14 protein-coding genes are annotated in these 15,264 nt (G+C 38.6%); all 14 read right to left on the bottom strand.

What is annotated here, in order from left to right; translation table 11 throughout:
- Positions 1-26: 26 nt before the first annotated feature.
- The 14 genes from EHW90_RS02345 to EHW90_RS02280 all read right to left on the bottom strand — a co-directional run bounded on the left by EHW90_RS02345 (position 27) and on the right by EHW90_RS02280 (position 15,118).
- Complete coding sequence (locus EHW90_RS02345) at positions 27-1,736, bottom strand: alpha-amylase family glycosyl hydrolase (protein WP_124950944.1); 1,710 nt, start codon at positions 1,734-1,736, stop codon at positions 27-29.
- Positions 1,737-1,745: 9 nt separating this feature from the next.
- Positions 1,746-2,669: a nucleoside/nucleotide kinase family protein gene (locus EHW90_RS02340; RefSeq protein WP_124950942.1), complete on the bottom strand. Its 924-nt coding sequence runs from the start codon at positions 2,667-2,669 to the stop codon at positions 1,746-1,748.
- 132 nt (positions 2,670-2,801) lie between these two features.
- Positions 2,802-3,365 (bottom strand): hemerythrin domain-containing protein, encoded by a 564-nt coding sequence (locus EHW90_RS02335; protein WP_124950940.1) that lies wholly within the window; start codon positions 3,363-3,365, stop codon positions 2,802-2,804.
- 1 nt (position 3,366) lies between these two features.
- Complete coding sequence (locus EHW90_RS02330; RefSeq protein ID WP_060930260.1) at positions 3,367-3,975, bottom strand: hypothetical protein; 609 nt, start codon at positions 3,973-3,975, stop codon at positions 3,367-3,369.
- A 12-nt stretch (positions 3,976-3,987) separates the two neighbouring features.
- Positions 3,988-4,332: a cupin domain-containing protein gene (locus EHW90_RS02325; RefSeq protein WP_060930259.1), complete on the bottom strand. Its 345-nt coding sequence runs from the start codon at positions 4,330-4,332 to the stop codon at positions 3,988-3,990.
- Positions 4,333-4,500: 168 nt separating this feature from the next.
- Entirely contained in the window at positions 4,501-5,148 is a 648-nt protein-coding gene (pcp, locus tag EHW90_RS02320; RefSeq protein WP_124950938.1) for a pyroglutamyl-peptidase I, read from the bottom strand.
- An 11-nt stretch (positions 5,149-5,159) separates the two neighbouring features.
- Entirely contained in the window at positions 5,160-6,122 is a 963-nt protein-coding gene (locus EHW90_RS02315) for a DUF979 domain-containing protein (RefSeq protein WP_124950936.1), read from the bottom strand.
- On the bottom strand, positions 6,122-6,823 hold the full coding sequence (locus EHW90_RS02310; RefSeq protein WP_124950934.1) for a DUF969 domain-containing protein: 702 nt from the start codon (positions 6,821-6,823) through the stop codon (positions 6,122-6,124). Before EHW90_RS02310 ends, EHW90_RS02315 begins: the two co-directional genes overlap by 1 nt.
- Before the next feature lie 205 nt (positions 6,824-7,028).
- A complete protein-coding gene (locus EHW90_RS02305) occupies positions 7,029-8,009 on the bottom strand; it encodes a M29 family metallopeptidase (protein ID WP_124950932.1) in 981 nt (326 codons plus the stop codon).
- Positions 8,010-8,029: 20 nt separating this feature from the next.
- Positions 8,030-10,810 (bottom strand): Hsp70 family protein, encoded by a 2,781-nt coding sequence (locus EHW90_RS02300; protein ID WP_124950930.1) that lies wholly within the window; start codon positions 10,808-10,810, stop codon positions 8,030-8,032.
- Positions 10,807-11,892 (bottom strand): hypothetical protein, encoded by a 1,086-nt coding sequence (locus EHW90_RS02295; RefSeq protein WP_124950928.1) that lies wholly within the window; start codon positions 11,890-11,892, stop codon positions 10,807-10,809. The genes EHW90_RS02300 and EHW90_RS02295 overlap by 4 nt, the downstream gene beginning before the upstream one ends.
- Positions 11,893-11,904: 12 nt before the next feature.
- The gene (locus EHW90_RS02290) at positions 11,905-13,053 is read right to left on the bottom strand and encodes an MBL fold metallo-hydrolase (protein ID WP_124950926.1); all 1,149 of its coding nucleotides are present in this window, start codon (positions 13,051-13,053) and stop codon (positions 11,905-11,907) included.
- A 208-nt stretch (positions 13,054-13,261) separates the two neighbouring features.
- Positions 13,262-13,993, bottom strand: coding sequence for a CRISPR-associated endoribonuclease Cas6 (gene cas6, locus EHW90_RS02285; RefSeq protein ID WP_124950924.1), 732 nt, complete (start codon positions 13,991-13,993; stop codon positions 13,262-13,264).
- Between the two features lie 246 nt (positions 13,994-14,239).
- Positions 14,240-15,118: an Rpn family recombination-promoting nuclease/putative transposase gene (locus tag EHW90_RS02280; RefSeq protein WP_124950922.1), complete on the bottom strand. Its 879-nt coding sequence runs from the start codon at positions 15,116-15,118 to the stop codon at positions 14,240-14,242.
- Between the last annotated feature and the right edge of the window lie 146 nt (positions 15,119-15,264).

The raw sequence follows: 15,264 nt of genomic DNA, 5'->3' as shown, positions 1-15,264 counted from the left end.
TAATATAGGGTTTTACTCTTTTTATATTATTTATATTGATAAATTATCTCACCGTTTTTTTCTGCAAGAATATCAAAATTAAAGTCTGAGAGGTCGGCTTTTAGTACCGCTCTTTCTTCATTATTCTTCCACTCCATAAATATTTTACTTTCATCACATTTCATAGTAAACTCACTGTCATTTGAAAATACCGAAAATGTGGAACGAAGTCTTAATAACTCAAGCTGCTTTTGTACGATTTCTTTTTGTAAGCCGTCTTCCATCTCTTTAGCAGTCAGATTTGTACGGTTGATCTCCTTATGGCCTCCGGCTCCTGCCCTCTTTACCGCTTCATGGTCGTTCTTTCCTGCAAATAAATCCAAATACCAAACCTGAGGCTTGCCCGGCATAAAGATTTGGATGGCTCTGGCAAGGAGCATTCTCTTATCATCTTCACCGAGTGCACTGTAATAAGTTGCATTCACCTGATAGTATACATTCTTTTGACCGTGTAAATCCTTTACATATCCGCCTCGCTTTACCACAGTATCTATAACAGATTGAATACTTTCTTCACTTATAAGTCCCTTAAGATCAAGCAAAGGTATTCCGTCGTGGCAACCCAGCATATTTACGACCTGTATTTTCTTTTCCACAAGTTCATCGGCCCATTTTTTTAAGACTTCGCCTGATTGCTGTTCAAAGGCATCTATAATAAGTCCCGGAAGAAAGAAATCATAAGTCATATAGCCCTTATTTGCTATCTTCTCATATATTTTTTCTTCATAGCTTGCATGAATCTCAGGCAGTAATCTCACATTGTACTTATCAGCCAACTCTCTCACCTTTGTAAGCACATCCCAGGTGGCAGGCTCATTTAAGAAATTTTTCTCGCCGACTCCCTTTGGAGCATAGGCAAATGCGTCAAGTCTTACAATCTTGGCCCCGTAATTTGCCAAAGTCTTTAAAGTATTGTCATAAAACTCCCAAACAAGAGGCGACTTGATATTAAGATCCATCTGTCCGAGATACTTTCTCTCAGACTCCAGTCTTTCACAAAGCTCTTTCTTTTGATTATCACTAAGCTTGTCTGTGTAGATATTTGCCTCGTTTAAAATCTTTTCAGGAGATTTGCCATCACAAAGACCTTTATTTAATAAATTTGCCAATCCGTCCGCAATGCCATACTGTACACCTGTGATATTTCTTATATCCACAGCGTCCAAAGTCGGATACCTTACTTCCTGATAAAAGGTATTCCAATAAGGAACTTCCTTTCCGTCAGGGAAGCGAACCATCAGTATAGGCAGACCCGGCTTTCTAAAGAACATATCCTTTATAAGCTCAGTTTTTGGCTGTATATAGCCTTCCTCAGTCATTTCACCGCAGCCGTCCCAAAACTTGTTCCAGTCTATAAAGAAATCTCTGTACTTTGAATTTTCACCGTTTTTTATTATATCTTGAAACTGCTCGGAAAGCACCGAAGCATGATTTAAAATAAAATCAAGTTTTAAATCTATTCCAAGTTCCTCAAGTTTTTCCAAATCCTCTCTTTTTGCATAAAGTTCATTCAAAGAATAATCAATTACCGAAAATCCTCTGTCCAAATCTGTATTGAACAGACTCGGAAGTATGTAAAATGATGAAAATACATCCTTCAATTCTTTCTTACTGAGAAAATTTGCAATATCCCCAAGGTTTCCACCAAGGCTGTCAGGGTAGGCATTTAGCATAGGTCCGTTATCATTTCTTTTCATGCTCTTCACCTACATTCCTATATATTTACAGTATTCTTCGTAGCTTAGTCTGTCGCCGTTCGGGAGAATAATTATCTTTGCCTTATGTGCCTGTTCTACTAGTGTTCCCTGTTCTATATTAAGTACCATGGCCGTAAACGGGCTGTCTATTCCGCAGTCACGATTCCTTAAAAGTCTGTATTTCAAAGTTTCCTGTGGGGTACTGTATAAAAGTATCGGTATATCTACACCTTCAAAGTAATCACTGTTTCCATGTGTCCATTCAATCAAAAGAACTCCGATATCCTTGAAATTCACATCATCATACCATATCTGAGTATTGCTTCTTCCCATTCTCTTTAACCAGATTTTGTCGGCACCTGATTTAAATTGCTTGACAACATCTTCAACTTCGTTAAATGCAAGCTCATTTGCTGTACCGAGGTACTCCTTCAGCGCATTACGTCCGCCGTTTATATATGATTCATACCATGGATATTTTTTTACATTTTCAGGGTCTGCATCATTTCCGTCTTCCTGCAGCTTATGAACTATGTCAAAACGCTCTTTTGTATACTCACCGTCCTTTACCAGCCCTTTTAATCCGCCTTCTCTAAACAAGTGTAAACGTTCCGCATCATTGTACTCAGGTATTCTGCGCGGATAATTATCTCCTCCCAATATATAGCTTCCTATCCCGATATCATTTAAATAATAGGACAGAACTGCCGATATTCCTGATTTTCCAACACCTGAACATCCTGACACGGATACAACTACCTTTCCGTTGTCATTTTTACTCTTAACTTTTTCAATCTCCTCAAGTAAATAAGGAAAAATCCTTCCCGCTCTGTCAATATGATACTCGGTTATTACAACCTTACTTCCCGGCACATCAGCTTGCTCAATTTCCTCAGGCAGTACCGGCGGCTTCCAATTTTTTAAATCCTGCATATGCTCACCTCATATACTAAACTGTGCTGTAATGGACTGTACAAGTATCCAAAAAACACTCCGTATGAAAATCCTTTCACACGGAGTGTACCATAATATTGCCGGTTTTTCTATGTATTTTTAAACGGGGGCTTATCTTGCAGGATACTTTTCCTTAAAGTTTTTCAGCCAATCCAAGTACTTTTCTACATCCGCCTTATTCTCAGGAGCTTCGTCAAACTCATTTGTCTCTGCATCCACTCTTTCCTTATCCTCATCCGAGAGAGCTCTCTGCGCAAATGTATAAACAACCTCGTCTTCTTTTCCGATATGTCTGTTTAAAAGTGTTGCATATCCTGAGGCATTTGTGATTATATCAAGCTTATTGAGTGTGGAAGGATCCTTCTCATATCTGTCTATCGCCTCTAAAAGCTCATTCATATGCAGTCTTCCAAGGTCATGCTCTACAAGCATACCGTTTCTTATAAGCTTATCTGCTACAGGTCCGAGCTTTTCAAGCATTACCTTAAAGAGAATCTTCTCCTCCTTACCGTGGTGAAGGTGGTCTGCATAGTTCTTACCGAATGCTACACACTCTTTCACAAGATTTATATCTACATCTTCTCCCTCTATTATAGAACAGCACATAGACTTCATGCTTTTACAAAACTCTATTATATTTTTATGTTCTTCAACTAAAATATCTATTCCGTACATATCACTCCTTAACCAACTTATATGAGCCGTTGCCGAGGTTATAGTATGACAAATCACTGCCTGCAAAGACTCCCTCAATCATGGCATTTCTTATCTCATAAAATAATGCCACATCCACACCTACTTCATCCCAGTACTGCTTATGAATATCCACAGTCTCCTGCCAAGTAATCTCATCACTGTCTTCATTCACAACCATATTTACACCGTCACAAGGCATTCCGCTGACAAAAGTATTCTCATAGTATTCAAAGCCGTCTGCCGGAGTCGCATTAGGGTCTACCGCATTTTCCACGCCGAATATCCTTGCACACTCACATATAATTCCTATAGCATCAGGATCGTTGTCTGTAAGAGTCTTTGTAACATATGCAAGTCTTCTCTCAACTATAGCTATCTTATCCTGTAACCAGCCGTGGATATTGGTCGGGTCTATAATATTTCCAAGGTCACCCTCAGGAAGTGAGCCGAATTTCTCATCTATATCTGCAAGAGGGGCTACATTAAGCTCCTTATCCTTTGCCACATCTATAATAGCGTTTGTCAAATCATTCTGTATTTTAATCTTTCTAAAAAGCCAATGATGTATTGGTCCTAAAATTGCACTCATCTTTCTCTCCTTTTATCTCTCAAGCGGAAAAACCACTGTAAGCTGCATCTTGAAACTCTCTATCGCATGAACTGAATGCGGCTTTCTTGCCGGCATCACAAGGCTTTCACCTGCATTAAGGATATATTCCTTGCCGTCCACTATAAACTTTCCGCTACCTTCAAGCACTGTCACCAAAGCATCACCGTCAGACTCGTGAGTGGATATCTCCTCTCCCTTTGAAAATGCAAAAACTGTAATGCTTACATATTTATTCTGTGCCAATGTCTTTGAAACTACCTGTCCTTCACTTGCTTCAACCAAATCAGCTAATTTTAAAACTTCTTCATGATTTATATTCTTTAAAAACTTATCCATATAGTCCTCCTTTATGGTTAAATCCAAATCTCTATTGCTACTGTAGTATAACCCTTTTAAACATCTTTTTCCGTAACATATGTTAAATATATAAATTTATTTTATACTTTTAAAATCATATATAAAAAACCTGCCTTGGATTTCCAAAACAGGTTTCACAAATGTTATTTAAAACTCTTTTCCTCCGTTGACATCTATGTCACCGTCAAAATGCTTGTCAATAGCAGCTATAGCCGCCTCAAGTCCTCTTCTTATATCATCAAGGGCCATATAAGGAGCTACCGGTGTCCTTCTTGCTACCTGCTCAGGTATAAAAGGCACATGTGTAAAGCCTCCTTTGATATGAGGATACTTCTTTGCAAGTGTATAAAGCACACCGTACATAAGATGATTGCATACAAATGTTCCTGCAGAGTTTGAAACGGCTGCCGGAAGATTGGCGTCTCTTATCGCCTCTACCATTGCCTTTATCGGTAACGTAGTAAAGTATGCGTTCTCACCGTCTTCAAATATCTTCTTGTCTATAGGTTGATTGCCCTCGTTATCCGCGATTCTGGCATCATCTATATTGATTGCCACTCTCTCAGGTGTTATTTCATATCTTCCGCCTGCCTGTCCGATACAAAGTACCACATCAGGCTGTGTGCTTTCAATAGCTGTTGCCACCGCCTCTATAGACTTTCCAAATACCGTCGGTACTTCAAGCTTTATAACATCAAATCTTCCTATTTTCTCTGATACCAGTCTAACCGCCTCAAGTGCAGGATTGATTGCATCACCGCCAAACGGGTCAAAGGCTGTCAATAATAATCTCATAACTGTCCTTTCTATCTGAACGCGCATATATACATCAAAATAATATGTGCTATAAGCATTGCTATTGCATATGGCAATTGCATCTTTATTATACCATATTTGTTCTTCGTCTCAAGTAGCGCCGCCGGCATAATATTGAAGTTTGCCGCCATAGGTGTCATCAAAGTACCGCAATAACCTGCTGTAAGACCCATAGCACCTACTACCAAAGGGTTTGCTCCCTGATTGATAAGGAAAGGAATACCTATACCTACCGTAATAACTGAGAATGCTGCAAAGCCGTTTCCCATAATGGCTGTAAAAATTGCCATTGCAAGACAGTATACTATAACGGCGATAAGTCTGTTATTATGCGGAATTACCATCTCAATTCCCTTTGCAATAACATCACCTACTCCGGCAGCTGTAAACAGTGCACCGAGTGCCGCCAATACCTGTGGCAAAAGTCCTACAGGACCTATATTGTCCATAAGTCTTGTTCCGTCCTTTACGGCATACTCTTTCTTTGAACCTGTTACTGCAAATACAAATATCAATGCAATTATCGCCGAAAGTCCTACAGCATTGTTTGCGCCGAGCTTTTTCCAAACTGTAGCGATAATCCATGCACTGAGTGCAAGCACTAAAGGTGGGATAAAAATCTTATTTCCAAGTTTGTTTGCATTAGCTCTTGTCTCCTCGGCTGTAGGCACATCACTGGCGCTCTGTCCCACCTTGCCTATAGCTGTAAGTATCGCCATAAGTACTACACATACTCCTGTTATAAACTTAGGTACATAAGGACCGGCTATAAATGTAAATGCCACAACAAACCAAAATAATGCACTTGTATTTCTGTTTGCAAACTGCTTGTCTGCAAGTGCTTTTAATCCTACAAGAATGAAAACTATACCTATGATTATAAAGAAAATCTCTGCAACAATTTTTGACATACCCCATGTTGCAATCTCAGAAAGTTTTAATACACTGTCCATTATTTACCTCCCAATGCTTTTTCAAGTTTTCTGTCATAAATGACGAAATATATAATTCCTAATATTACAGAAACTATAGCAATAGGAATAGACCACATAGCTATTCCGAGCACGTCTACAGGAACAGGCTTACCGTCCTCCATTACATTGACTCCCTGCTCTGTAAGTGTACTTACTATAAGGAGTGTACCTGAAGCACCGAGGAAACAGTTCTGTCCGAAAAAGTTTCCGAAGTTTTCAACACCTGCACAAAGTCCTTTGATGTCGTCCTCAACATCCTCACTAAGCTCTCCGTACTTTGCTACAGCCGCACCTCTTGACATCGGATGTATAAGAGGTCTGATAAACTGTATATGTCCGCCTATACGAAGAGAGGTAGCTGCTGCAAACACACGGATTGCAAGATAAAGTGACAAAATCCTTCCTGTAGTCGCATTTGCAATCTTCTTTATCAAATCTACGGCCTTATCCTTAAGTCCGTATCTCTCACAAATACCTATTGCAGGCAGCGCAAGTACAAAAAGTGTAGATATTCTCTGTGAAATAAATGCATTTCCCAACACCGTAAGAATATCCAAAGGTGACATTCCGGCTACGAAACCTGTTATAATTCCCGCAACCACTACCGTAGCCAGTGTGTCCAGTTTCAAAGCAAGACCTACTATTACTACCAGCACACCAATCAGTTTTAAAATCTCCATATGCTTCTCACTTTCTATTATTTTCGGAAAATATCAAAATGCTCAGTCACTGCTTAATGTAAAAAATGATATATTCCCATAACAAACAAAACTATATATTTATGGATAAATATATGGTTCTTTATGTATATAATAGAATATTTGCTGTTAAAATGCAATATTTGATTACAATTTACTTACGATAATAGTATGAATATTTTAATGTTTATATAATAAACTCCCCATTCTCCATTATAACAACTTCATCAACGAATATATCGGGACTGTGTGTAACGATATCAAAATGTCCCCTTGCCTCATGTTTTCCGCCAAGTGCGATATTTCTTCCAAACCCTATATGAAATGTGCCGTATGTAGACTCATCCTCAATATAGCAGATACCGTCACATTTTGACTTTGTATTAAGTCCTATACCAAGTTCCGCCGCACAATAAATCTCTTTGTCACCGAAACTCTCCATATACTTTTTTAATCTGAGAGCATCCTCTCCGCCGTTTATCTCCACCAAGTATCCGGCTTCAAATATCAGCTCTATCGGATTACTTATTTTCCCAAGATAACCCAGTGAACCGTCAGCTATAACTCTGCCTTTTGTCGCAGTCTCTACAATCGGTACATACACCTCAAAACTTGAAGAGGCAACCTTGCCCTTTCTTGTACAACTTCCTGCAAATATACCTGCATTTCTGCCCTTTGCAGAAAAAGCAACATTTGTTCCTTTCTTTGTTTTTACTACAACTTCATTTGCATCCGTTATACTTTGCGCTACAGGCTTTCCCATTTTCTTTGCAAGTTTCGGGCTCATTCTTATAAATTCTCTTTCAAATATACAACTTCCGTCATTGGTATGCATAGGAAAAGACAAAAATCTTGAGCCCTTTTTCAGTGCAAACTCCACAGCCTCCGTAGTCACAAATGAATAATGTGTAGCCCCCACTATCACATCCGAGTAGTACATGGTGTTTTTCATCTTGTCTATCACCTCTCCGGACTGCACTCCGTCCAAAGAGAGTATGCTTATCTTCGGAACAACTCCGCATTCAAAGGCTGCAAGTTCAAAAATATCCGCTTCTTTTTTATGGCTTTCATCGGTTATAAAGTGTATAACTTCACTTTCCTTCGCCTCCAACCAGTTTTGAATAATACATCTGGCACCTGCCAGGGCATTTTCTCTATCTTTTATCATCACATATTCCAATATTATTTTTATATATTCAACTTTGTTAACAGGAATTTTTCCTCATAGCTGTCAAGCGAATCACCGTTTATCATCTTTGTGACTATATCGATCATCTTTTCATCCTTCATCACTGTGCTTGGTGAATAGACATACTTGATATCTCTGACGGTCTTTAGTGCATAGTCGGTTATTGTATCGTCAATATCGGAAGCTTTTGCTCTGCTGTCACATATCCAACCAATTGCAAGGATGCAGCTTGTAAGCGCCTCTTCACTCAGCTTTCCGGATATTATGATATTGCACATATTCTTTACTATCTTGCCTCTTGCCGAGCTTGAAAGTATCTCTGTACCTGAATCTGATTTTCTGAGTGCTATTCCTATTGCATAGGCGCTGAATTGGATATTGTTGCCGGCTAGCTTTAAGCTCTTTTTGGCATCCGCCTCAAATTCATCCTGAATCCACTGCAAATCCGACCTTGTCTTTGCGTGAGTGTAAAGGCAGGCCTGTAAATATCTGGAATTAGAGTGTAGTGCCGAGAGCTTACTGAGCTGGTCCATACTGCCACATATACCCAGAGTATATATAGCCTGAATATTTGTGGAAATCTTCGGTCCTCCCGTAATTGAAAATCCGCTGATTTCAGCACTTATTTGGCTCATGCAAAGTTTTGAAAGCTTTCTTTTTTCATCATCGCTCCAAGAATTTCCTATCTTTCTTGCGATGACAAACAATCTCTTTCTGGCCTCCTCAAGGGTGACATTTTTGAGTGCGTCAAGTATCACCTCTGCAAATTCATCCTTATTGGATGCATTACAGATACTTGTACCGCAGGTAAAAATCCTCTTTGCAAGGTTGACCTTTTCAAGTTTATTCCTGCACTTCTCATAATTTTGACACAGTTGAAGCAGATTGTTAATCTCATCTTTAGGCTGCAACTTGCTGCCGGTCGGTGCCATAATCTTTGACTTGGCTCCCGACTGTTCACTACTGTCAATAGTAATCTCAGTATATCCTTCCTCAAGCTTTGATTTACCTGCAAGGTCTTTGCTGGTCCAAGCCTTCATACTTATTACCTTGTTCTTACCCATATGTATCTTAAACGCCACATATGCACCGTTATAATACTTTTGATTGAAGGTAATATTACCGTTTGCAATAGTTCTGTATGTTCCGTCCAAATTTTTACTCTTTATAGGTACTGCAATCAGATTCTGACCGGGCTCCACTCTAAAGCCGTTCATAGTATCTGACAGGTACGGAAGTTTGGCACCTGTTGGAATAATCTCATGAACCGCACCGTTTTTTACTCCAAGGTACAAACAATCATTTAAGATATTATCTCCCCACTCTATTGCCACCTGCGGCATGGTTCTCATTGTGTTATTCTTACTCTGAACAGATGATACGCTGCTTGCTTCATTTCCAAGCATTCTCATATCATCCTTCATCTCGTCATACTTGTTCAAATAATAATGATATACGGCCGCACCTCTTGCCACCGCCTGATCCGGATCAAGCGCAACAATAGGTTCAAATCCGAAAAATTCTTTCAATCTGTCTGTAACCATATAGAACTTAGACATTCCGCCGTTTACAATCACAGCATCTACAGATATATCATCAACATTCAGCTTCTCTGTAGCCTTTTTCAAAACATCAAGTATGGGATAAATGATATTCTTTGTATTCTTTATACTTTCAATTCTTTTATAATCTTCATATTTCAGGTCGGCTCCCATAAATACCGACAATATATCTTCCACTTCTTTTTGTGTAAATGTATCGTCATAGGAGTAGCCTATACCTCCCATATTTCCGCCTGTGGAAATCTCTATATCTTCATCAGGATCGTCCCATCCCGAATCGTAGTCGTCACCGCATCTTTCATTTAATTCAAGTTTCAGATGCTCCGCATATACCAAAAGCTGCGGCATTATCACCTTTGTTTCTTTTTTAAGCTTATTTACAACATCAGGGTGGCTGCCGTATTGTTTCAAATATCTTTCATACATAGCCCCTGCAATCACTTCATCAAAGTCGTCACCGCCAAGAAGCGTATATCTGTTGGTAGCTATCTCATCTACTTTTAATATCTCTTTATTGTCTTCTCGCCTCTTTATCTCATGCATTGTGATATCAAGTGTGCCGCCACCAAGGTCAAATACCAATACTCTCTTTTTCTCACTGAGATCCAATATATGGCTTGAAATTTCACCGTTGTGAATCTGATTTATAAGGTCGTAAATTACGGCATTCGGCTCGGACAAAAGTACAGCTCTTTCAGTGCCGTCGTCATTTTTCACCTTAATACCTGCAAGTTCCGCCGCATCTCTTGTAGCCTTACACATAGCGGAGTCAAAGTTTGCAGGCACTGTAATCACCGCATCCTTTATATCCAATCTGTAAACCTTTGACGCTTCTCTAAGCAGATGCTTTAAAATTCTGGAGGAAATCTGTGCCGGAGTCTTATCCGGAATATCAGGTGACAGACCTTCCGCCACAGACCTGCCCATCTGACTCTTTATAGATTTTGCTACCAGATGCGGACGCAAAGGATATTGCATCTTTGCAAAATCCCCCACAAGCGGCTCGTAATTCTTCTCCTGTCTGTAGTAGACACATGACGGAAGCGTCGGCTTTTTCATAGTGGTAAGCTTAGCTTCACCCGATACGGCATTGTACATATCCACCGCTCTTGAAATCTCTACAACTTTACTTACAATATCACCGTTGGGCTTCTCATTGATAGTTGCAAGTACCGAATTGGTAGTCCCAAGATCTATTCCTACGCATAAATCGTTCATGACTTCACCTCCTTTACCTTAGGCCTTGAAATCTGCAAATCCTTGTCCTTATATACCCATCCCGGAGATATTACCCTCACTTTCTTGGTTTTATCACTGTCAAAAGGTGAACCCTCGTAATTACAAAACTCAATATCACAAGCACTCACTTCCTTTATGGAGTCTATCTTCATCATAGGTTCTATATGACTGTCACGCACAAACTGTACAAGTTTCTTTACCATAATAAGAAGCCCGTTTATCTCTATAGGCAACTCATAATTACTCTTTCTGAGAGCATCCACTCCCTTTCTTACCACCAAAAGCTCATCCAGTATACAACCGTACTTTTCCGAATTGAGCATAGCAAAAAAATCCGCCAGTTCCTTTACCTTGCTCGCTTCAAGCTGCTCATCAAACTCATCTTGCAAATCCTGAAGCATTGTATTAGTTCTCTCAAGCGCACTCTCAAGCTGCTCCACTTTTCTGAGTGCCTGCTCATATGAAAGCTTATTCTTTTTCTCGGTTTGTCCGGCTCTGCTTCCGTCATTTTCATTAAAAAAGTATACATTGCGAACGGCATCCACCATATCATAGAAAAAATACTTTGCCATTGTATTTCCAAGCAGATAAAGGCTGTTCTTATCATCAAAAATATCAATCTCAGGATAGTTTTCATATATCATTATCGCTGCAATCCTGTCTTGTGAATCGTGCTTCTTTCCGCTCTTTAGTGCCGGTTCTTTTCTAAGGCTTTCAAATTTTTCAAACTTTTCTTTCTTTCCAAGCATTGCCCCCTTAAAAAGCCTCGCAACATTGTCCGCCCATTTGAAAAGCTCTTTTCTCTCATTCGGATTTGCCATCTTCCTGTTCCTAAAAATCCGTATAACTTCTTCACCGGTCATATCATATCCGTAGTTGCTGTTCATAAGCGAAGCAACCTTTGACGGTGCCAAGTCAAAATCACTGCATATAATGGAAAAAATTCTACTCTCTGTGACTATCTCCTCACTTGACTTTCCGCTTTTCTTGGCTTTTCTGACCATAGCTTCATGTATGTTCTGTACAACTTCATTGATTTTTTCTTCATTGATATTTAGCATAGTTCCCCCTTATTAAAGCCTGTATATCTCTTCTTCATCTGCAAATGTAAACTGTGTCCTACAATCCACATCCTTCATCATTTCCTGCTCAATCGTATCGTCAAATACTGAATTTTCCTTGCCGCAGTGTACTACTATGGCCTGCCTCGGATTTATTCTTTTTAAAAACTGCTTCATCTCGTTAAAATCCTCATGTAATGAGAAATCAACCTTAATACTTTTATATTGACCTGCCCACTTTGTATTCCTGTCTGATGTCAAATATATATGTGGCACTGGCGGTTTCTCATCACCCATCACTTTGTTATATTTGTTAAGAACGGGTACTGAGAGTTTTTCCATCTTTACCACCATATCCATAATGGAGCTGTCTATATATATCGGTACTCCGGTATTATTCCAATCATTCAGTTTTTTTATGAATTCTATTCCTTTGCTAAGCTGCGGTATCTGACAAAGCAGAGACCTACGGTTGTCTTTTACCGTATGTAGCACATACCCTGCCTGTTTATATATCGCATCCGACTTTTTGGTGTAGTCAGGATGCTTGGCATGAAGTCCGCATATTATAACAGTATCTATTTCAACGTCCTTAGGTATCATGCATCCCTGTGTCAATGCGGTACTATTCAATGAATAATCTCCTGTATACAGTATTCTTTTCTTTCCTATTTCAAAGAGCATCATCATCGCACCGGGTATATGACCTGCCGGATAAAATGTAACCTTGTACTTTCCAAAATCCATAGTCTGCATAAAGCTGACAGTTGCAATTCTTTCCAACAGACTTCTTGCAGCCAGCCTTGTATTCTCATCACTTGACTTGCCTATAAACAGTCTGTCGTAAAGCTGATATTCCGATAAAACTTTTGTAATCTCCGTCATATATACACCTGCATAGCTTGTTTGATTCATAAGCTTCAGCAAGTATCCTACATGATCCATATGTGCATGGGATATAAAGATATTATTGATCTGTGTCATTGATTGTATAAAAGGTGTCCTTATAAGAAACTGAAAATCCGGTCCGAACTCAAGTCCGTCGTCAATGCCGATTCCCGCATCCAAGATGATGTTGGCATCTCCAACTTTTAAGTAGTAGCAGCTTGCTCCCACTCTCTGTCCTCCGCCAAGAGGTATAAATATTATATCTTGTTGCATCTTCCCCCCTTTAACTATTTACTTATCTCATATAATTATCTCTGCAAAACTGTATAGAAAACGCACGCATCTATGCCCTAATTAAAATTTTAGACATTAGCTATATAAAAGTCAACCTAAGAATTTTACAAAAAACTTGATTATTTTTGCATGAAATAAATATAGGTGGGTTTATAGGTAACCCACCCAATACAAGTTTTTCATATCTCTATTCAAATGCTATTCCACCCATTCCTATTCCTGTTTTTATTCCAACCCCTGAGTATGTTCCGAATCTCAGGAGCAAATTTGCAAGATTAACCAGCTGAGCCGGTCCCTTTACTGTTATTGTAATATCACCGATAAATGCAGGTATTTTTGTTCCATCCAAATGAAAATATGTACTTCTTAACTTATACATCGTTATCTCCGTACAATCTTCAAAAGTCTCAAGTATGTCTTTGTCGAATACCTCCATATCACTTGATGACTTATCAAATTTCATCATAAGGCTCTGAAAAATAAGCCTCACAGTTGGAAATATCACATATCTTCCATTCTGCTTGAAAGATGTAGGAGTCAAAAACGATACCTTTAATCTTCTGATTCCGTCTTTCAAATAACTTTCCTTTACTAAGCTCTGATAAGTGATACTTCCTTCTTTAGTTGAAACTATCTTGTACTCCTTTCCTTTGTACTTGATATTTACCTTTTCCATCTGCTTGACTCTGTCAGCTATCTTTTCCTTAGCTTCGTTATTAAGTGTATTCAACGTCCATATAATCTTATCATCCGACATAGTCACATACTGACTGTAGGGATGCAATGCACTCACATGCAATTTATCTGCATAATTTTTATCAATATTTTCCATTATAAAACCTTGAAAAAGAGAGCCAAGCAGGTCACTTCTACTCTTTTCAATCTCACCTTCAAGTTCTATCTTAAGTGAATTTAGCATGAAGCTTCTTCCTCTCTATGTTCGCTAATTGTTCTCTTCCACAATCCTTACATTAGACGCAGTTTCATCTAAAACCTTATCCTCTATAAGATTTATTATAAGGTATAATAAGGCTTCAGAATATATTATTTCAAAAATGAACTCTTCAATATAATTTTTTGTACTGTTATTTTTCGTTCCTATTATTCTATACCGCCAGTCTGTCTATATTATTTAAATATATTCAAAATCATATGCTAATTTGCATCAATCTCGCTCTATATACCCTCTGAATCTTTCTTCGCTCATGTCGGCTCTTTTTGCTGCATCCGCAATGCTTAGAATTCCATCATTTACCAGAGAAATAAGGGTATTTACAGTACCTTCTTTAATTCCTTCTTTAATCCCTTCTTCTCTTCCTCTTGCCTCTACTCTATCAAGCACCTCACACATAGTCACATGCTCCTTTCCTTTCACTTCATTTATGGTCTCTTCAAATCTGTAGTCCTTTGTCATTGCCGACATCAGCATCAAAAGTTCATCCACATGTTCAATTACTGTGTCACTGGCTACATAATCCTTATTTACACGCATCTGATACAGATAATCGGCAAGTATCCAAAAGTCACTCTTGAACATATCTATCTTTTCTCTGTCAAGGTATGCTATTTCAAATAGATTCATCTTGAAATCATTCACATATTGTTTGATTCTTTTATCTATATCCAAAAGTTCAAGTAAATTCGTTGGATGACTCCATCTGCCGTTATATCCGAAGTACAATACTAATGTAATAACGGGATATCTTGCTTCTTTACTGTTCTCTTTTTTAGCTTGCCTCGTATACTCCGCTCCGTCATATCCAAAGATCCTAAGTGGCATCAGTTTCTCAGGTTTTGTTTGGTTCTCCAGACCGAACATTGATAATTTTATCTTACTGTTGTACCAGTATTTTGCGATATCCCTATACTGTGCTCTTATTCTACCATCTATCTTTAGAATACTTTCCTGCAATACATCTGTCAAACTGTCTTCCGTTACTACATTCTCCCCATTAAACAGTAGTACATTTATAATATCTGCAAAAACATCATTATACATCTCAAGTGCCTTTTGTGTAATATCTTTTTCCTTGCTTCCTCTCATACGACCTCCATTTAATAAGACTTATTTGACTCGTTAAAAATTACTTTAATAAGATATAAACTTTAAACTGAACATAGAAAAAATAAAACCGTGTATATGACTTTATTTTATGATGAATACATATATTTTGCAATAACAATATTCTT

The organism is Lachnoanaerobaculum orale, from assembly GCF_003862485.1.
Lineage (GTDB): Bacteria > Bacillota > Clostridia > Lachnospirales > Lachnospiraceae > Lachnoanaerobaculum > Lachnoanaerobaculum orale.
This window is presented reverse-complemented; position numbering and strand designations above follow the sequence as displayed.